Here is an 18,476-nt window from a genome sequence, read left to right on the forward strand (position 1 = left end):
GTCAGAGCGTGTCCCAGACCTGCACGAGCCCGACGAGGTGCACCACGCCGTACACGAAGCACACGAGCGAGCTCCACACCCAGAAAGCACTGAGGCGGCGCCGATCGAACAGCCACATCGCGACGGCGACAAGGCCGCGCAGCAGGTACACGGCGGTGATGGCGGGCAGCACCAGCGCCTGCAAGGGCAGCGGCTGCAACACGCCGGCGCCCGCCAGCGCGTAGGCGGCCCACACGCCCAGCATGCCGGCGATGACCAGCGTGACGGCCACGGGGTACAGGTGGCCGGCCTCGGCGCTCGCGGCCATGCGCTCGCCTGCGCCGAAGAAGCGGTACCAGGACGGGCCGCCGAAGATGACGCAGATGTGCAAGAGCGCGGCGATGGCGCTCAGCACGGCACCGGCGATCAGGAAGAGGTTGGGGGTCACGCAGGCTTTCTCATCAGGTCAGCGCAGCAGGTCGCGCGCGCGGACGGCCTCGCGCACCGGGCCGAACGCACCGAAGCGCACGGGCAGGCCGCTGAGGGCTTCCACGCGCCGCACCCACTCGGGGGCGTTGGCGACGGGGTGCGGGTCGTACAGGGGTTGCGCACCTTCCAGCAGGTGGGTCAGCGCGTGCTGGTGGTCGAGGTCGGGCGCGTCGCTCAGGGGCAGCGACGACAACGTGTGCCCGTCGGCATCGCGGTAGCCGGTGCACCAGCGCAGGTCCGCGTGCGCGAGCGCGTCGAGGTGGCTGGCGAGCAGCCCGTCGAGCGGCCCGGCGGCGGCGAGCGCGTAACGCAGCAGCACCGCGTCGGGGTGGCCACGTCGGAACGCGCCCTGCCAGCCGTCGTCGGCGTTGTGCGGCTCGGCCAGCCGCGCATCGAGCGCGCGGTCGTGCGTGGGCAGCGGACCGGCGCCGTGCCGCGTGAGGTGGCTGCGCAGCACGCCCAGGTGCTGCACGGGCGCCGCGATGCCCGCATCGCGAAGCACCGCCTCGACGGCGGCGGTGGAGACGGTGCTCCAGGTCGTGTGCGGATGAAAGCCGCGCCACTCGTCGAGCAGCACGCCCTGCGCGCCTTCGAACAGCACGGTGCCGGCGCGCACGAGCCGTTCGCCGATGGTGTCGGCGCTCGCGGGTGGCGACTGACGCAGGCAGGGCTGCACGGCGTCGAGCCAGCGTTGTGCGAGTGAAGCGTCGGTGAGCACGGACAGCTCTTGCTCGGCGTCGGCCGACGAAGGCACCGCGTTCGCGAACTCGCGGTGCAGCGCGAGGCGCAAGGCTTCGAGCTTGTCGAGCGTGCGCGCGGGGTGAACAAGGTCGCTGTAGTGCAGCGTCGTTTCGGGCGCGGCCAGCGCCTGCCGCACGGTCTCGCCCACGCCGACGCCGCAGCTGCCGTGCGCCGCCGCGCCGCGTGCCCATTCGCGCAGGCGGCCAGCAGCCTGATGAAAAGGCGTGGTCACGCGGCAGCGCGCGTCGATGAACAGGCGCGCGAAGGCGTCGGGCACACCCGCGCGCTGCAGCACGTCGGCTTCGACGCGCAGCGCGGTCGGATGCACCACCACCGGGCTGGCGAGCACGGTCGCCACGCCGGCATGGAAGCTTCCGGCGCCGAACTGCGAGAAGGTGTGGTGGCGGCCGTCGGCCAGCACGACGTTGTGGCCGGCCTGCGCGCCGCCGTTGAAGCGCACCACGGTGTGCGCGCCCCAGGCGCCGCACAGGAAATCGGTGAAGCGGCCCTTGCCGCAGTCGCCGAAACCGAGGCCGAGCAGCGAGACGTAGCGCGTCGAAGTCAACGGCAGGCCGTCAGCCGAAGAGCCGCTTCCACCACGAGCTGCGTGCCCCGTGACCGGCGGCCGGCGTGGCGCGGCGCGGTGCGGTCGGGTCGAGCAGCGCGGCGTAGCCGTCGAGCGCGTGCAGCACGCCGCCCACGCGTTCCTTGGCCATGCCGGTGGAGCTCATCACGCCGGCCAGCGCGTCGAGGCTGGGCACGGCCTTCTCGGTGAGCGCGACGATGCCGGCCGCCACGGCGCAGGCGTCGTCGGGCGAGTCCATGCAGATCACGTGGTCGCCCAGCAGCTCGCGCCAGCGCGGCTCGCAGCGGCGGCGACGTTGTGCGTCGGGGATCAGGAAGAACAGGTGCGTGGTCTCGGCCGCGGCGGCGATGACCTCTTCGATGGGAATGTCCTCGTCGAGCTTCTCGCCGATGAGGCCTTCGACCTGGTGGCGCGACACCGCCGGGTACGGCAGCTCGTCGCCGGTGACGAACAGGTAGCCGCGCTTCTTGCGTTTGACCCAGCAGTCCATGTCGGTGTGCTGCGCCATGACGTAGAAGGCGAGTTCGTAGCTTTCTTCGCCGCTGCCCCCGCCGCCGCCTTCGAGGTAGCTCCAGGTGAGCCACTGGTCCATGAGGTTGGCGGTCGATTCGAACTGCCCCACCTGCAGCGGCGCCTGGTCGGAGGTGGCGTCGCCGATGGCCATGAACAGCAGTTGGGGGTCGGCCACGCCGCAGTCGGTCAGGAGCTTCATGAAGGTGGGCAGCTCGCGGCGCGCCAGGGTCTGCGGGATGTCGCCCATCGAGCCGGTGACGTCGAGCGCGAACACGATGCCCAGCGAGTTCGGGTGGTCGGCGTTGTCGCGCGACTCGCGCACCTTGAGCCCCTGCGGGTTCATGAGCGCGTGCGTGGCGGTCTGCGTGAAGACCTCGCTGCCGGACTTGGCGGCGCGGTCGGCCACGATGGCCGCGTGGGCGGCGTGCGAGTAATTTCCGTAACCCATGGACGTGCTCCTTCGTGAGGAAAAAGTGAAAGGCTGGCGGCTAGCCGGCCGGCGCGGGGTCGAAGTGAACGAAGCGCGGCGGCCCGAAGGCCTCGCGCGAGGCGACCGACAGCGCCTGCTCGATGCCCTGCGCGCCCAGGCGCTCGCAGGCGACGGCGTCGTCACTGCACTCGCGCAGCAAGGCGGCCAGCGGCGCGGAGGTGGCGCTGTCGGACAGCAGCGCGCGCACGCTGCGCGCCGACGCCATCAGGTCGCGCCCGATGGCGCCGCCCGACACGTCCTGCCTGGCCTGCGACCAGCCGATGAGCAGCACGCCGTGGTCACGCGGATGCACGAGCGCATGCGCGGGCGCGAGCGCGCGGTGCGTCCAGCCGGCGCCGTGCACGAAGGCCAGCACCTCGAGCATGCGCCGCCAGAGCCAGACGGCATGGCGCGCATCGATGCCTTGCGGATTGGCCTGCTGCACCTCCTGCAGGCTGCCCCAGAAACCGGTCGGGTGGCGCAGCACGAGCGCCTGCCGTTCGCCGTCGCCCAGGCCTTGCGCCACGCCCAGGCCCAGCGGCTGCGGCAGCCGCCGCGTGAAGTAGGCCGCGCCGGGCACCGACAGGGCTTGCAGCGCCTGCAGCACACCGGCCTCGCGCGCCAGCACGGCGTCGCCGGCCGCTTCACGCGCGAGCTTGATCGTCACGCGCTCGGGCAGCGCGCCGAGCCGTTCGGCCAGCAGCACCTCGCTGTGCTCGCCGTGGCCCAGCGGCGCGAGCACGCGGTAGTGCGCGCCGCGCCATTGCAGCAGCCGGCCGGTGTCCGCGAGCTGCGCCGCGTTGGCGCGTCGCCAGGCGGCGCGAAAGCTCTCGCGCTCGACGGTTTCGGTGCCGCGCGTGATGGTGGCGCCGCAGTAGCCGCAATTGACGGTGCGCCAGCGCGCCGCGCGCGGCAGCGGGGCCGAGCATTGGGGGCAACTCAGTGCAAGCAGCGACAGCATGGCCGCGCCCTCCTCTTCAGTCTTCTTGCGGCGCGGCCGGGTCAGGCGACGCCAGCACGCGGTCGATGCGGCGCCCTTCGAGCGCCACGACCTCGAAGCACCAGCCCGCGCAATCGATGTGCTCGCCCACGGCGGGCAGGTGGCCCGACACGGACATCAGCAGGCCGGCCACGGTGTTGTAGCGGCCACGCTCTTCGTCGGGCAGCTCGCGGATGCCCAGGCGCGCGCGCAGTTCCGACACGGGCATGAGGCCGTCGAGCTCCCACATGCCGTCGGCGCGCTGGTGGGCCCAGGCGTCGGCCTGCATGCCGGGCTGCAGCTCGCCGGTGATGGCCTCGAGCAGGTCGCGCGGGGTCATGAGGCCCTGCACCACACCGTACTCGTCGACCACGAACACGAGCCGGCCGGCGCGCGTGCGGAACTGCTCGAGCAGCTCCATGCCGGTGAGCGTCTCGGGCACGAACACGGCCGGCGTGGCCTCCTGGCCGAGCACGCCCTTGTGGGCGGAACCCAGGCGCAGCAGGTGCGCCACGCTGATCACGCCGACCACGTCGTCCAGCGAGTTGCGGCACACGGGGTACCACGAGTGCACGAGGTTGAGCGCCGCGGCGTCCGCCACCTTCTGCAGCGCCTGCGCCACGGTGTTGGAGGCGTCGAGCCATTCGATGTCGGCGCGCGGGATCATGAGCGACGACAGGCGGCGGTCGTCCAGGTGGAACACGTTGCGCACCATCTGGTGCTCGTGCTGCTCGATCACGCCGGCGTCCACGCCTTCTTCGAGGCTGGCCGAGATTTCTTCTTCCGTCACCGAGCGCGCGGCGTTGGCGTCGATGCGCAGCAGCTTCAGCGTGGTGGCGGTGGCGCCGGCCAGCAGCCACACGAAGGGCTTGGCGCCCTTGGCCAGCCCGCGCATGGGGCGCGACACGAAGCGCGCCACCGGCTCGGGGTACAGCTGGCCGATGCGCTTGGGCACCAGCTCGCCGAAGATGATGGTGAAGAAGGTGATGCAGGTCACCACCACCGCGGTCGACACGATGCTGGAGGTGCCGGCGCCCATGCCCAGGCCTTCCATCCACACGGCGAGCGGCGCCGCGAAGGCGGCCTCGCCCACGATGCCGCTGAGCATGCCGATCGAGGTGATGCCAATCTGCACGGTCGAGAGGAATTGCGTGGGCGATTCCATCAGCTTCAGCGCAGCCTCCGCCCCGGTGTCCCCCGTTTCGGCCAAGGCCGCGAGGCGTGCGCGGCGGCTGGTGGAAAGGGCCATTTCGGACATTGCGAACACCGCATTGAGGGTGGTCAGCAAGGCCAGCAGGAAGACATCCATGAACGGGGGGAGAGAATGAGGGAATGTCACTTTACTGTATCGGCGACGTCCAGGGCTGCGATGTCCCCCTGGGCCGGCTGCTCGACAAGATCGATTTCTCCCCCAGCCGCGACACCCTCGTGGTGCTCGGCGACCTGGTCAACCGGGGCCCCGATTCGGCCGCGGTGCTGCGCCGCCTGCAGGGCTACGGCGCCTCGGCGCGCAGCCTGCTGGGCAATCACGACCTGCACCTGCTGGGCGTGGCGCACGGCGTGCGCAAGGGCGGCCGCAAGGACACGGTGGCCGACCTGCTGGCCGCGCCCGACAGCGCGGCGATGCTCGACTGGCTGCGCCAGCAGCACATGGCGCTGCACATGCAGATCGGCGGCGGCGACCTGCTCATGGTGCATGCCGGCGTGCTGCCGCAATGGACGGTGGGCGACACGCTGGCGCTGGCCTCGGACGTCGAGTCGGTGCTGCGCGGCCCCGCGCTGGGCGACTTCCTGCACGAGATGTACGGCAACACGCCCGACCACTGGGACGACGCGCTCGCGGGCCATGCGCGGCTGCGCGTGATCGTCAATGCGCTCACGCGCCTGCGCTACTGCACGCCAGAGGGCGTGATGGAGTTCGAGAGCAAGGACGGCGCCATTCCCGGCCCCGAGGGCTACCTGCCGTGGTTCGACGTGCCGGGCCGCAAGACGGCCGCGGCCACGGTCGCCTTCGGCCACTGGTCGACGCTGGGCTGGCTCTCGCGGCCCGACCTGCTCTCGACCGACACCGGCTGCGTGTGGGGCGGCTGCCTCAGTGCGGTGCGCTTCGGCGCGACGCTGGACCAGCGCGAGCTGGTCCAGGTGGAATGCGAACAGGCGCAGAAGCCCGGCAAGGGGGCCTGACGAGCACCCGCCCCGTTCGGGGGCTCAGAACCCGTGTGTCATCAGCGCGTAGACCGTCTGCACGCCGGTCACGTAGTTGCCCATGCGCAGGTTCTCGTTCGCCGCGTGCTGGTTGTTGTCGGCGTTCACCAGCGGAATGATCGCGAACGGCACCTGCAGCACGCGCACGATTTCCGCCGTCGGCACGGTGCCGCCCATCATGCGGATGCGCACCGGCTCGGGCGTGGTGCCGAAGGTGTCGGTCAACGCCTTGTAGGCCCACTGGCCGATGGGTGAGTTGATGGGCGAGCCCGCCGCGTCGGCGCCCTCGCTGCGGTAGCTGAAGCTCGCGATCTTGTCGTAGCGGGCGCGCTCCTCGTCGGTGGGTGCGCCCTTCACGAGGTGGTAGCCCTGCTTGACGATGTGCGCCTCGATGAGCTTGCCCAGGTAGGGCGCGTCGGAGTCGGGCGTGGTGCGCAGGTCCATCTCGGCCTCGGCCTTGTCGGGGACGATGTTCGCCACCTTGTCGCCCACGGCTGCCGAGGCCATGCCGCGCACGTTCAGCGAGGGGTACTGCATCGCCTCCTGGTAGTTGGCGCCGACCCGGTCGGTGCGGGCGATGCCCAGGCGGCGCTTGAGCGCGGCCTCGTCGTCGGGCACGGCGGCCATGATCTTGCGCTCGGCCTCGCCGATCTTCACGCGGTCGTAGTAGCCGGGCACGGTCACGCGCCCGGTGTCGTCCTTCATCGTGGCCAGCAGGCTGGCCAGGCGCTGCGCCGGGTTGGGCGCGTAGTTGCCGTAGTGCCCGCTGTGCAGCGGCACCTTGGCGCCGTACACGGTGAGCCGTGCATCGGCCGCACCGCGGTTGCCGAACACCAGCGTGGGCCGGTTGGTGGCGTGCATGGGGCCGTCGTGGATCACGATGGCGTCGCTGCGCAGCAGCTCGCGGTGCGCCTGCATGACCTGGCTGATGGACGGCGAGCCTTTTTCTTCCTCGCTGTCGAGGATCACCTTGACGTTGACCGCCGGCTGGCTGCCGCCGGCCTTCAACGCGTCGATGGCTGCCAGCAACATCATGATCGGGCCCTTGTCGTCCGCCGAGGCCCGGCCGAACACGCGCCACTCGGGGTCCAGCGGGCCGCTGAAGAGCGGGGCCGCATCGATCTCTTCCCACTCGCCCTTGTCGGTCTTGCGCTTGAGCACGGGCGTCCACGGGCTCTTTTGCGCCCACTGTGCGGGAATCACCGGCTGCCCATCGAGGTGCATGTAGAAGAGCACCGTCTTGCGCGCGGGGTCGCTGCCCGGGAACTCGGCATACAGCATCGGCTTGCCGCTGTTGGGCAGCTGCTTCGTCGTGAAGCCGCGCTTGCGGAAGGCCTGCTCCAGCCAGTCGACGTTCTTGCGGATGTCCTCCGGCACGGTGGCGTCGTTGGGCAGGGCCAGCAACTCGAAGTACTCGCGGTAGGTGCCCTGCGCATGGCGCTCGGCCTGGGCCGGCGAGAGTTCGGCCGACTGCGCGAGGCCGTGGCCCAGCAGCAGGACGGCCGTGGGGAGCAGCGCCAACAGGCGACGGGATGAGCGGGGGGAAGGTGTGGGCATGGGTGGCAGCGCAGAAGGGAGCAGGACGGCGAACCGGGGATCTGCGCAGCATAAAAAGCGGGCACCTTTTCAACAATTGCTATTTTCTTGAGCTACCTTTGCATTCAGTGCAAACCTCACGCCACCCCATGCCCAGCCGCCGCCTGCAGGAAACCTCGCTGCGCTACTTCCTCGAAGTGGCCCGCACGGGCTCGCTCACCGAGGCGGCCGCGCGGCTGAACGTCAGCATCTCGGCCATCAGCCGCCAGGTGGCCGCGCTCGAAACGCTGGTGGGCGCGCCGCTGTTCGAGCGCCGCCCGCGCGGCATGGTGCCCAGCGCCGCGGGCGAGCTGCTGGCGGCGCACGCGCTGCGCGGCGCGCTGGAGGCCGAGCGCGTGCTGTCGGACATCCAGGCGCTGCAGGGGCCGCTGAGCGGGCGGGTGCGCATCGCCTGTTCCTCGGGCTTCGCCAACGAGTTCCTGCCGCGCACCATCGCGGCGTTCCGCGAACAGTACCCGGGCGTGCGCTTCCGGCTCGATGCCACCGGACCGACACAGGTGAGCGACGCCGTGCTGCTCGGCGAGGCGGACATCGGCCTGACCTACAGCCGCGCGGCGGTGCGCGGCATCCGGGTCGAGCACCGCCAGGCGGCGTCGGTGTTCGCGATCATGCGGCCCGACCATGCGCTGGCGAAGTCGCGCAGCGTGACGCTGGCGCAGATGCATCCCTTCCCCATCGCGCTGGGCAGCCCCGAGAACACGGTGCGCCAGCTGTTCGACGTGGGCTGCAGCAACCGCGGCCTGGTGTTCGAGCCCGTGTTGGTCAGCAACCGTTTCGAGGCGCTCGCCAACTTCGTGCTGCAGGGCGGCGGACTGGCCATCACGGGCGAGATCACGGTGCGCGACCGCGTGCAGCGCGGCGAGCTGGTGGCGGCCGAGATCCGCGAGCCCGGCATGCGCGGGCGCTCGGTCGAGCTGCAGACGCTGGCCGACCGCACGCTGCCCGAGGTGGTGCGCACCTTCCTGGCCTACCTGCGCGAACAGCTGCCGGCGGCCGGCCGCACGCCTACGCCACGCACGCGCAAGGCCGCCTGAGCTCAGCCGCGCGCGGGCCCGGACCCCGGGAAGCTGATCACCCGGCGCTGCGTCGCGCCCGAGGGGCGCAGCAGCCCGCGCCGCATGGCCTCGTGCACGGCCTGCGTGCGCGAATGGACCGACAGCTTGCGGTAGATGCTCTTGATCTGGCTGGCGACCGTGCTGTCGGAGCGGTGCAGCGCCTCGGCCACGCGCCGGTTGCTCCAGCCCTGGGCCACGAGTTCCAGCACCTTGAGTTCGCGCGGCGAGAGCAGGCCCTCGTCGCCGGTTTCTTCGTGCGCCCTGTCGAGCCCGCGCGCCGCCAGGGCCGCCTCCTCGATGTCGCACAGAATCTGCCGCGCCGTGCGCGCGGCCGCCCACACGTCGCCGCGCTCGACCGCCGTCATCAGGTTGGCCAGCTCCAGCTGGTTGGCCTGGGCAAAAAGCCGCGCCGCGGCGTTGGCGGCCACGGCGGGGCTCAAGGGCGGTGCGTCGTCCAGTTCCGAAATGGCACGCAGCTCGGCGCTTCCTTTGGACATGTCAATGCTCGCTCGGTCGATCAACGCTAGGGGAAAAAGTAAACCCGGCGTCCCTCTGCCACGAAATGCGATGCAAGGACGCCTCTCGCGAGCCTGAGGTCGCTTTGTAAACAGCCTTGACCTTCCGTCTCAGTTCTTGGGAGAATTTCGCAAAATCTGTGATTTTTTAACGCTTAGTTAGTACTATTTGGCGGGCATGGACCCTCCAGCCCCTTGGCGCCGCTCCGACCTCGCCCTATGACGCACAGCGCCGCCACGGCCCCCGAACGCCCCCTCTGTCCCCCGGGCGTGGCGCACAGCCATTTCGACGTGCACGCAGAGCCGCCCGACCGGCAGTTCCTGGCCTGGCGCGCACGCGTCGGCCATGTGATGGACGCGCTGCCCACGCGCGATGTGCTCGAGCGTCCGTTCAGCGCCGCGATCGACCGCTACGACGTGGGCGGCCTGGTCTTCACCGAATGCCGCTCCGACACGCTGGTGCTGGAGCGCTCGCTGGCCCGCGTGTCGACCGACAGCGTGCGCGACTTCGTGTTCCATGTGTTCGAGGAAGGTGGCGTCGACGACCTGCGGGTGCGCGCCACGCCCGGCGCACGCCGCAAGGGCGAACCGCCGCCCGCCCCCGCCGGCACGCCCACGATCCTTGCGCTGGACATGAACCAGCCGGTGCGCATGCGGCGCCACGACTGCCGGGTCCACACCTTCTTCGTGCCCGGCGCGCTGGTGCAGGAGAGCTTCCCCGACCCCGAGGCCCTGCACGGGCGCACGCTGGCCTGCACCACACCGCTGGCGCGGCTGGCGGCGGGGCACGCGATCTCGCTGGCGCGCCACATCGGCGGCATGACGCCGGCGGCGGCGCAGAGCGCGGTGCGCACGGGCGCGCAGCTGGTGGTGTCGGCCTTCGGCAAGCAGGCCGGCTTCGACGGCAACGCGCGCGCGGCGGCACGCGCCGCCATGTTCGACCGGGTGCGCCGCCATGTGCAAACGCACCTGCACCGCGCCGACCTCACGCCCGAGAGCGTGCTGGCCGCGCTGCAGCTGCCGCGCCCCACGCTGTACCGCATGTTCCAGCACGAGGGCGGGCTGGGCAGCTACATCCGCAGCCTGCGGTTGCGCCAGGCGGCGAGCGACCTGGCGCGCTACCCGCATGTGATGGTGACCGATATCGCCTACGGCGCGGGCTTTCGCAGCGCCTCGGACTTCAGCCGCGCCTTTCGCCGCGCCTACGGCATCGCGCCGCAGGACTTCCGCGTGCAGGCGCTCGAACGGCGGTTCTAGGCCGCCGTGCCGAAGCCGGTGTCGAACGTGCCCTTCACGTCGAGCGGCTGCTTGATGAGCCCCACCTGGCGGTAGAAATCGGCCGTGCCCTGCTGGTCGGCGATGACCTGCGCGTCGATGGGAATCCACTGCTGCTGGCGGCGCTCGAACTGCAGCTTCGCCGCCTCGGGCGGAATGCCGATGATGCGTGCGAGCGTGGCCGAGAACGCATCGACGTTGCGGTACGACCAGCGCTGCGCCTTCACCACGCGCTGCAGAAAGTCCTGCAGCACCGGCCGCTTGGCGGCAATGGCAGCGTCGGTCGCGGCGAGGTAGCTCAGCCCCGGCAGCAGGCCGCGCCCGCTGACCAGCACGCGCGCATGGCGGCTGATTTCGGCCAGCGCGGTGTAGGGCTCCCAGGTGGCCCAGGCATCGACCGAGCCTTGCGTGAGTGCGAGCTTGGCATCGGCCGGCGCGAGGAAGCGCAGGTTCACATCCTCGGGCTTCAGGCCCGCCGCGGTGATCGCCTTGAGCGTGACGTAGTGGCCGATGGAGCCGCGGTTGGTGGCGACGCTCTTGCCCTTGAGTTCGGCCGCGCTCTTGAGCGGCGAATCGGGCCGCACCAGCACCGCCGTGCCGTAGGCGTCGGAGCGGTTCGCGCTGATGGCCTTGACGCGCGTGCCGGCCGCGAGCGCGAAGATCAGCGGCGCATCGCCGATCGGGCCTGAATCGACCGCACCCGCGTTGAGCGCCTCGGCCAGCGGCGCGGCGGCCGGGAACTCCGACCACTGGATGTCGTAGCCCAGGCCCTCGAGCCCGCCCGCCGCTTCGAGCAGCGCGCGCAGCCCGCCCTTCTGGTCGCCGGCCTTGAGCACCGGTCGGCCCTGCGCACGCACGAAGGCGGGCAAGGTGGCGGTCGTGGCAGCGGCAAGGCCGCCGGCAAGCAGCTGGCGGCGCGATCGGTCGAGGTGTGAGGTCATGGGTTCGTTCTCCGTGGAAGCAGTTAAAAGGAAATCAGTGGATGAAGCCGCCCTTGACGAAGCGCACCGGCTCGGCGTCCATGCGCGCGATGAGCGCGCCCAGGCCATCGGGTGGCAGCACGGCGCCTTTCGCCGAGGCAGTCGGTGGGCTGTCGCTGCGGCACAGCAGGTCGTCGTCGGACCAGCCGGCCTGTCCCGGCTGGCCGCGCACGCGCAGCCAGCCGTCGCGGTCGGCGATCAGCTGCATGCCCGCGAGCTGGTCGGTGCCCGCGATGAGCGCCAGCGCCTCCCAAGCGGCCGGTGAATCGGCCACGCAATCGGCGGTGACACCTGCGGCCTTCGCCCCGGGCGGCAGCAGCTGCACCGTCACCAGGCGCGGGTCTTCGCTGGGCGCGACGGTGCCCGCCACGACGCGCACGCGCTGCCCGCGCCACTGCGCGAGCGACCGGGGCGCCTGCACACCGCAGCGCACCGCCATGTCGGGCAGGCCGACGGGCTGCGGCCAGTGGCCCTGCGCGCGCAGGCTCTGGCCCGCGCCCTGCGCCTTCATGTAGTCGATGAGCGCCCAGGCATCGGCCGCGTCGAGCGGGCCGCCGAAGCCGGGCATGGTGGCGGTGCCGTGAAGCACGCGCCAGAGCAGGTCGCCATCGGCGCGGCGCCACAGCAGCGGGCCCGTGAGGTTCGGCGGCCACACGGCCAGCGAGGCGGCCAGCGGCCCTTCGCCCTTGCCGTCGGTGCCGTGGCAACTCACGCAGTGCTGCGCGTAGAGCACGCGGCCCTGCGCGATGGACGCGGCTGTGAAGCCAGTCGGCGACGCCTGGAAACTCGTCGGCGTCGCTGGCACCAGCACGACGTTCGCATGGGGCCAGGGCGCGGCGATCAGCAGCATCGGCACCAGCGCGAGCAGGTACCAGCGCGGGCGCCGCCAGAGCAACGCGATCGACAGCAGCAGCAAGGCGACACCGACGCACGCCAGCGTCCACGCGAGGCTGCGCGCCTGCCCCAGGTCGATCAGCAGGTTCTCGCCCGACAGCCGGTGCGCCCACGGCCACGCCGGCTGGCCATGCACCTTTTGCACGAGGCCGAGTGCATCGAGCACGCGCAGCAGCTGCAGTTGGGCGCCCTGGAGCAGGCCGATCAGCAGGTTGAGCCAATCGGCCTCGGGCGTTGCGTTCATGTCACCAGGTGGCGTCGAGCCCCAGGTGGCGCAGCGCTTCGTGGCGAAGCTCCGCCAGACGCGCGTGGCCGCGATGCCGCGGGTACGGCAGGTCGACCACGAGCTCCGCCGCGATGCGCGCCGGCCGGTCGCTCAGCACGATCACGCGGTTGGCGAGGAACAGCGCTTCTTCCACGTCGTGCGTCACCAGCAGCGCCGAGAAGCCCGCGCGCTGCCACAGGTTGACCAGCTCGCTCTGCATCGCGATGCGCGTGAGCGAGTCGAGCTTGCCCAGCGGCTCGTCGAGCACCAGCAGCTGCGGGTCGTTGACCAGCGCACGCGCCAGCGCCACGCGCTGCGCCATGCCGCCCGAGAGCTGGTGCGGAAAGGCTTTCGCGAAGTCGGTGAGGCCGACGAGCTTCAGCGCCTCGTCGACGCGCCCGCGCTGCGCCTTGAGCACGCCGCGCGCCTGCAGGCCGAGCGCCACGTTGTCCCACACGCTGCGCCAGGGGTAGAGCGTCGGGTCCTGGAAGACGACGATGCGCGACGGGTCGGGCCGCGTGATGGGTGCGCCGTCCTGCGTGATGCGACCGGCCGTGGCGGGCTCCAGCCCGGCCACGAGGCGCAGCAGCGTCGACTTGCCGCAACCGCTCGGACCGAGCAGCGCGACGAACTCGCCGGGCTTCACCGTCAGGTCGATGTCGTCGAGCACCTGCAGCGGGCCCGCTGGCACGTCGAACCAGTGGCTCACGCCCTGGATGTCGATCTGCGCGCCGGCCTGGCGCACACCCGCTTCAGCAACAGCGGTTGCTACCATTTCACGGTCCCCTTCTGCCACGACAGCACACGGTCGCGCACCTTGAACAGCAGCGTGATCAGGCCCGAGCACAGCAGCGCCATCACGATCAGCGCGGCGTACATGTTCGAGTACGAAGCCCAGCCCTGCGCCCACGACAGGTAGAAGCCCAGCCCGGCCTTCACGCCCATCATCTCGGCCGTCACCAGCACCGAGAACGCGGCGCCCAGCCCCATGAACAGCCCCACGAACACCTGCGGCAGCGCGGCGGGAATCGCCACGCGCAGCACCAAAAATCGCTCGCTCGCGCCCATGGTGCGCGCCACGTCGTAGTAGTTGCGGTTGACGCCCGCCACGCCCGACCACGTCAGCACCGCCACCGGAAAGCCCGTGGCCAGCGCGATGAGGAACACGGCCGCCGCGTAGCTCGACGGAAAGAAGAAGAACGCCAGCGGTAGCAGCGCCGAAGCCGGCACCGGCCCCACGAAGCGCAGCACCGGATGCACCCAGTAGCCCGCGATGCGCGACCAGCCGATGGTCACGCCCGTGAGAAAGCCCGCCAGCGCGCCCAGCACGAAGCCGTGGGCGAGCAGCCGCGCCGAATGCGCCAGGCTTTCGCCGAGGCGGCGCCAGTCGTCGATGTAGGTCTCGATGAGGCTCTGCGGCGGCGCGAAGAACGGCGTGGGCAGCAGCGCGAGCTTGGCGGTCGCGATCTCCCAAAGGGCGAACAGCACCGGCAGCGCCACCAGCCAGGGCCCGGCCGGTCGCAGCGTGCGCGCCACGCGGCCCGCGCGCGCGCCGAGCAGCGCCACGAGCAGCAGCGCCGCGCCGATGGCGATGGCGGCAATGCCGAATTCGTCGGTGTAGGCCCAGTCGCTGAAGCCCACCGCCTTGTTGGGCCAGTAGACGGTGAGCAGGCCCAGCGCGATCCAGCCCGCGCTCGCGAGCGCGCCGGTGCGCCAGAAGCCTTCGGCGGGGCGCGCGAACACGGCGGCCGGCGCGGCCTTCTCGATGCCGGGGCGGCGCCAGTTCCCCGGCGCCGGCGGTGCTTCCAGCACCCGGTCGATGACGGCGCTCATGCCAGCGGATCGAAGGACACGTGCTCCGCGAAGCGCACCGGGTCGGTGGTCTTCTTGAGCACGCCGACGCCGCGGAAGTCGCGCGCGTAGAACTCCACCTCGTCGCGCAGCTTGCGGCCCAGCGGGTGGTGGTTGTGCGTGAGCGTGCCCAGCAGCGCGCGCAGGTCTTCGACCGGCACCTTGGGCGAGTACTTGGCGAAGAGCTTGGCCGACTCGTTGGGGTTCTCGGCCACGTAGTCGGAGGCCTGCGCGATGGCGCGCACCAGCGAGGCCACCGTCGCCTTGTCCTTGCGCACCAGCTCGCCGCGCGCGCCGACGATGCAGCAGACCTTGTCCTTGTACTCACCCGAGAGGTTGCTCGCGAGCTCGACGAAGGTGCCCTGGTTGCGCTTCTCGATGAGGTACACGTTCGGGTCGCCGTCGGCAATGGCGTGGATCTCGCCCTTCTTCACCGCGATGTCGAGCAGGTCGGCCGGGTACTGGCGCCAAGTCACGTCGCGGTCGGCGTCGATGCCGTTCTTGGCGAGCAGGATCGAGAAGAAGTTCTTGCCCGGGCTCGCGATGTCCGACACGCCGATGATCTTGCCCTTGAGGCTGGCCAGGCTGGTGGCGCCCGCGTCCTTGGCGCCCACCAGGCGCACGCAGCCGCCGTGCGAGCTGCCGACGATCTTCACGTCGAAGCCCGATTCGAGCGGCTTGAGCCAGCGGTGGATCATGCCCACGGCCGCGTCGGCCTTGGCGGTGGCGAGCGATTCGAGCAGCTGGTCGGTCGAGCCCGTGTAGTTGATGAGGTCCACCTGCAGGCCGTTGCGCTCGAAGTAGCCGCGCTCCTGCGCCACCACCACGGGCGAGAGGCAGAACGCGGCGGCGTTCCAGGCGAAGGTGAGCTTGCGCGTCTGCTGCGAGAAGGCCTGCGAGGCGATGAGGCCGCCCGAGGCGACCACGGCAGCGGCGGCGCCGGTGCGCAGCACGCTGCGGCGGGAAAGGGATGCGTTCATCGGGGAAAGGCTCCAGGGGTTCGTCGTCATCGTCAAAGCAGGAGTTCGGGTTCGGCCTCGACCAGGCCTGCGTACAGGCTGTCGAAGGAATGGATGGCGCCTTCGGGCCCGCCGATCTGGCCGTGCGTGTGGCGCGCGGTGGCCTCGTCGATCGGCTGCGGCGTGCCGGCCGCCTCGGCCAGCAATTGCGTGTGGCAGGCGTTGTCCAGCGCGATGTACCACCACGCGGCGGCCTCCACGGTGGGGCCGGCCGTCAGGATGCCGTGGTTCTTGAGGATGGCGCCCTTCCTGTCGCCCAGCGCGCGGGCGATGCGATCGCCCTCGCTGGTGTCGACCACCATGCCGGTGAAGTCGTCGAACAGCGCCACGTCGTCGTGGAACACGCAGCTGTCTTGCGTGAGCGTGTCGAGCTTGCGGCCCAGCGTGGACCAGGCCTTGCCGTAGGTCGAGTGCGTGTGGGCGGCGGCCACGATGTTCGGGTTGTGCTCGTGGATCGCGGCGTGGATGGCGAAGGCGGCCTTGTTGAGCGGCCGGTCGCCGACGACGGTTTCACCCTTCGCGTTGACGAGCAGCAGGTCGGACACCTTGATGCGCGAGAAGTGGATGCCCAGCGGGTTGACCCAGAAATGGTCCGTCAGCTCGGGGTCGCGCGCCGTGATGTGGCCGGCCAGGCCCTGCGCGAAGCCGAAGCGCGCGAACAGGCGGAAGGCGCCCGCCAGGCGCTCCTGCCGGTGGCGGCGCTCGGCCTGCACGGTGGGGCGCGGCGGGATGGGGTCGAACCAGTGCTTCTGCTGCGGGTTCGCGTGCAGCTTCAGCGGCTGGGCCGCGCTGCGGTCGATGGACAGGACGGCGCTCATGGCTCAGGCCGCCTTGCGCTGCGACTGCAGGCGCTGCGCGACGAGTTCACGCGTGCGCGGAATCAGCGCGCGGCCGTAGTCCGTCGCGTCTTCGAGCGGATCGAAGCCACGGATCAGGAAGGTGGTCACGCCGAGGTCGTAGTAGTCGAGCAGCGCATCGGCGACCTGCTCGGGCGTGCCGACCAGCGCGGTGCTGTTGGAGCGCCCGCCGATCTCCTGCGCGACCGCGGTCCACAGGCGCTTGTCCAGGCGCGAGCCCTTCTCGGCCGCGGCCAGCAGGCGCTTGGCGCCTTCGCTCTGTTGCGGGCCGCCGCGGTTGTAGCCCTGCACCACGCGCAGGCGTTTCGTCTCCGCCAGGATGTTCTCGGCGCGCGCCCATGCCGCGTCTTCAGTCTCCGCCAGGATCGGACGGAACGACACCGAGAAGCGCACGCTGCGCCCATGCCTGGCGGCCTCGGCGCGCACGCGGGTCGTGAGTTCGCGCGCCTGGTCGAGCGATTCGCCCCACAGCGCGTACACGTCGGCGTACTTGCCCGCGACCGGGATCGCCGCCTCCGACGCGCCGCCGAAGTACACGGGCACGTGCGGCTTGCCGTGGCGCGTCTGCACCGGCTTCACTTCGGAGAACGCGTTCTGGAAGCGGTAGTGCGCGCCTTCGTGGTCGAAGGGCTTCTCGGCCGTCCACACCTTGTGCAGCACCTCGAGGTATTCGTCGGTGCGGGCGTAGCGCTGGTCGTGGTCGAGCCAGTCGCCGTCGCGCTTCTGCTCCTCGTCGGAGCCGCCCGAGATGTAGTGCACGCCGAGCCTGCCGCCGCTGAACTGGTCGAGCGAGGCGAACTGGCGCGCCGCGAGCGTGGGCGCCACGAAGCCCGGGCGGTGCGCGAGCATGAAGTGGATGCGCTCGGTCACCGAGGCCGCGTAGGCCACGGTGAGCGTGGCGTCGGGGCTGGTGGAATGGTGCGGCACCAGCACGCGGTCGAAGCCGGCGTTCTCGTGCGCCTGCGCGAAGGCGCGCACGTAGTCGCGGTCGATGGCCGGGCCCTTGGCGGCGTGGATCTCCGAGACCTTCTGGCCCTGGATCATGCCGATGAATTCAACGTCGTTCTGGCTCATGGTGTCCTCGTGGATGCGGATGGAATGAAGGGGTCAGGCGGCAGGAAGCCGCAGCAGGTTTTCGAAGCGGCGGTCCCACAGCGGCTTCACGTCGGCGGGGCCGTCGAGCACGCCGATCTTCTGGAAGGTGTCGGCCACGTCCTGGTGGCTGCGCACCACGGCGTCGGTGACGGGGCCGAGGCTGTAGTCGCCGCTGCGGCCGTTGAACAGCTCGACCAGGTCACCCACGGGCACGCGCGTCTCGGCCGACTGCGCACGGGCGTAGGCCAGGAAGTTGCCGTTGATCCAGGCGAACGCGCGCTGCAGGCGCTGCAGCAGGTCGCCCAGTGCCGCGCGGCGCAGCGTGTCGTCGAGCGCGCGCGGGTTGGCGTAGATGGGGAAGTTGCCCGACAGGTAGCCCACGCCGGTCTTGAGCGTGCGCGCGCCGTACTGGGTGCGCGCGAGTTGGCCGTTGTAGCCGTAGATGGCCCAGGCATCGAGGTCGCCGCGCGCAAAGGCCGAGAGGCCGTCGGCCGGCGTGAGGCTCACGGGCTGGATGTCGGCGAACGACAGGCCCGCCTCTGCCAGCTGCTTGGCCAGGTAGTAGTGCGAGGTGGTGGCGCGCACGTAGCCCACGCGCTTGCCCTTGAGGTCGGCGATGCTGCGGATCGGCGCGTCCTTGCGCGCCAGCGTGGCCTGGTTGTTGAGGTCTTCGTGCGTCACGGCCACGAGCCGCACGCTCGACTTCTGCCGCGCCGCGAACACCGGCGGGATCTCGCTGCCCGAGCCCAGGTCGAGCGCGTCGCCGTTGATGGCCTCGATGTGCAGCACGCCGTTGTTGAGCTCGCGCCAGTCGATCTTGTAAGGCGTGTCGGCCTGGCCCGAGGCCGTGAGCAGCGGCCGCCACAGGCCCTTGTAGGTGCCCACGCGCAGGGTCACGCCCGACAGGTCGCGCGAGGGCGCGGCGGCCTGCGCCACGCCCGAAGCCGCCACGCCCCATGCGGCGGCGGCCTGCAGCAGGCGGCGTCGGTCCAGCGGGAAATCGGGTGTCATGCCTTGTGTTCTTTCTTCTTCACTCACTCACGAGGAGAAGCGAGACCGTACCGAGACGGGCCCCGAAAACGAACGCAGAAAAACGAATTTGGATATGCGCGA

At 70.9% G+C, this 18,476-nt stretch carries 18 protein-coding genes; 3 read left to right on the top strand and 15 right to left on the bottom strand.

Annotated elements, in window-relative coordinates; all coding sequences use genetic code 11:
* Position 1: 1 nt before the first annotated feature.
* Genes AC1RAA_RS12110 through AC1RAA_RS12130 form a run of 5 tightly spaced genes read right to left on the bottom strand, consistent with a single transcriptional unit; the run spans position 2 to position 5,065 of the window.
* Positions 2–427 (bottom strand): hypothetical protein, encoded by a 426-nt coding sequence (locus AC1RAA_RS12110; protein WP_307584690.1) that lies wholly within the window; start codon positions 425–427, stop codon positions 2–4.
* A gap of 18 nt (positions 428–445) precedes the next feature.
* Positions 446–1,774 carry an adenylosuccinate synthetase gene (locus tag AC1RAA_RS12115; protein WP_492729124.1) on the bottom strand — a complete coding sequence of 443 codons (1,329 nt, stop codon included), beginning with the start codon at positions 1,772–1,774 and terminating at the stop codon, positions 446–448.
* A 10-nt stretch (positions 1,775–1,784) separates the two neighbouring features.
* The gene (locus AC1RAA_RS12120; protein WP_492729122.1) at positions 1,785–2,756 is read right to left on the bottom strand and encodes a VWA domain-containing protein; all 972 of its coding nucleotides are present in this window, start codon (positions 2,754–2,756) and stop codon (positions 1,785–1,787) included.
* A gap of 40 nt (positions 2,757–2,796) precedes the next feature.
* Positions 2,797–3,738 carry a protein kinase family protein gene (locus AC1RAA_RS12125; protein WP_492729120.1) on the bottom strand — a complete coding sequence of 314 codons (942 nt, stop codon included), beginning with the start codon at positions 3,736–3,738 and terminating at the stop codon, positions 2,797–2,799.
* Between the two features lie 16 nt (positions 3,739–3,754).
* The gene (locus AC1RAA_RS12130) at positions 3,755–5,065 is read right to left on the bottom strand and encodes a hemolysin family protein (protein WP_369631899.1); all 1,311 of its coding nucleotides are present in this window, start codon (positions 5,063–5,065) and stop codon (positions 3,755–3,757) included.
* A 23-nt stretch (positions 5,066–5,088) separates the two neighbouring features.
* Here AC1RAA_RS12130 and AC1RAA_RS12135 point away from each other — a divergent pair, with 23 nt between their 5' ends.
* Positions 5,089–5,940, top strand: a complete 852-nt coding sequence (locus AC1RAA_RS12135; RefSeq protein ID WP_492729117.1) for a symmetrical bis(5'-nucleosyl)-tetraphosphatase — start codon at positions 5,089–5,091, stop codon at positions 5,938–5,940.
* Between the two features lie 24 nt (positions 5,941–5,964).
* On the opposite strand, the gene AC1RAA_RS12140 is transcribed toward AC1RAA_RS12135, so the two are convergent.
* On the bottom strand, positions 5,965–7,518 hold the full coding sequence (locus tag AC1RAA_RS12140; RefSeq protein WP_492729115.1) for a M20/M25/M40 family metallo-hydrolase: 1,554 nt from the start codon (positions 7,516–7,518) through the stop codon (positions 5,965–5,967).
* Between the two features lie 128 nt (positions 7,519–7,646).
* Between AC1RAA_RS12140 and AC1RAA_RS12145 the strand changes: the two genes are divergently transcribed.
* Positions 7,647–8,591, top strand: coding sequence for a LysR family transcriptional regulator (locus tag AC1RAA_RS12145; protein WP_492729113.1), 945 nt, complete (start codon positions 7,647–7,649; stop codon positions 8,589–8,591).
* Between the two features lie 2 nt (positions 8,592–8,593).
* Here AC1RAA_RS12145 and AC1RAA_RS12150 read toward each other — a convergent pair whose 3' ends face one another.
* Positions 8,594–9,109, bottom strand: a complete 516-nt coding sequence (locus AC1RAA_RS12150) for a response regulator transcription factor (RefSeq protein WP_492729111.1) — start codon at positions 9,107–9,109, stop codon at positions 8,594–8,596.
* A 237-nt stretch (positions 9,110–9,346) separates the two neighbouring features.
* Between AC1RAA_RS12150 and AC1RAA_RS12155 the strand changes: the two genes are divergently transcribed.
* Positions 9,347–10,384 (top strand): AraC family transcriptional regulator, encoded by a 1,038-nt coding sequence (locus AC1RAA_RS12155; RefSeq protein ID WP_492729109.1) that lies wholly within the window; start codon positions 9,347–9,349, stop codon positions 10,382–10,384.
* Here the strand turns inward: AC1RAA_RS12155 and AC1RAA_RS12160 are convergent.
* The 8 genes from AC1RAA_RS12160 to AC1RAA_RS12195 are packed head-to-tail and all read right to left on the bottom strand — an operon-like array spanning position 10,381 to position 18,374.
* Positions 10,381–11,343 (bottom strand): ABC transporter substrate-binding protein, encoded by a 963-nt coding sequence (locus AC1RAA_RS12160; protein ID WP_492729107.1) that lies wholly within the window; start codon positions 11,341–11,343, stop codon positions 10,381–10,383. The two genes, AC1RAA_RS12155 and AC1RAA_RS12160, sit on opposite strands and share 4 nt — an antisense overlap.
* A gap of 34 nt (positions 11,344–11,377) precedes the next feature.
* Positions 11,378–12,520: a c-type cytochrome gene (locus AC1RAA_RS12165; RefSeq protein WP_492729104.1), complete on the bottom strand. Its 1,143-nt coding sequence runs from the start codon at positions 12,518–12,520 to the stop codon at positions 11,378–11,380.
* A 1-nt stretch (position 12,521) separates the two neighbouring features.
* Positions 12,522–13,316 (bottom strand): ABC transporter ATP-binding protein, encoded by a 795-nt coding sequence (locus tag AC1RAA_RS12170; protein ID WP_492729099.1) that lies wholly within the window; start codon positions 13,314–13,316, stop codon positions 12,522–12,524.
* Positions 13,310–14,374 carry an ABC transporter permease gene (locus tag AC1RAA_RS12175; RefSeq protein ID WP_492729094.1) on the bottom strand — a complete coding sequence of 355 codons (1,065 nt, stop codon included), beginning with the start codon at positions 14,372–14,374 and terminating at the stop codon, positions 13,310–13,312. Before AC1RAA_RS12175 ends, AC1RAA_RS12170 begins: the two co-directional genes overlap by 7 nt.
* Positions 14,371–15,372 (bottom strand): ABC transporter substrate-binding protein, encoded by a 1,002-nt coding sequence (locus AC1RAA_RS12180; RefSeq protein ID WP_492729092.1) that lies wholly within the window; start codon positions 15,370–15,372, stop codon positions 14,371–14,373. The genes AC1RAA_RS12175 and AC1RAA_RS12180 overlap by 4 nt, the downstream gene beginning before the upstream one ends.
* A gap of 32 nt (positions 15,373–15,404) precedes the next feature.
* The gene (locus tag AC1RAA_RS12185; RefSeq protein WP_492729090.1) at positions 15,405–16,229 is read right to left on the bottom strand and encodes a class II aldolase/adducin family protein; all 825 of its coding nucleotides are present in this window, start codon (positions 16,227–16,229) and stop codon (positions 15,405–15,407) included.
* 3 nt (positions 16,230–16,232) lie between these two features.
* Complete coding sequence (locus AC1RAA_RS12190) at positions 16,233–17,342, bottom strand: LLM class flavin-dependent oxidoreductase (protein ID WP_492729088.1); 1,110 nt, start codon at positions 17,340–17,342, stop codon at positions 16,233–16,235.
* A gap of 33 nt (positions 17,343–17,375) precedes the next feature.
* Positions 17,376–18,374: an ABC transporter substrate-binding protein gene (locus AC1RAA_RS12195; protein ID WP_369644273.1), complete on the bottom strand. Its 999-nt coding sequence runs from the start codon at positions 18,372–18,374 to the stop codon at positions 17,376–17,378.
* Positions 18,375–18,476 lie beyond the last annotated feature (102 nt).

Source organism: Variovorax sp. GW823-FHT04F07, assembly GCF_058795995.1.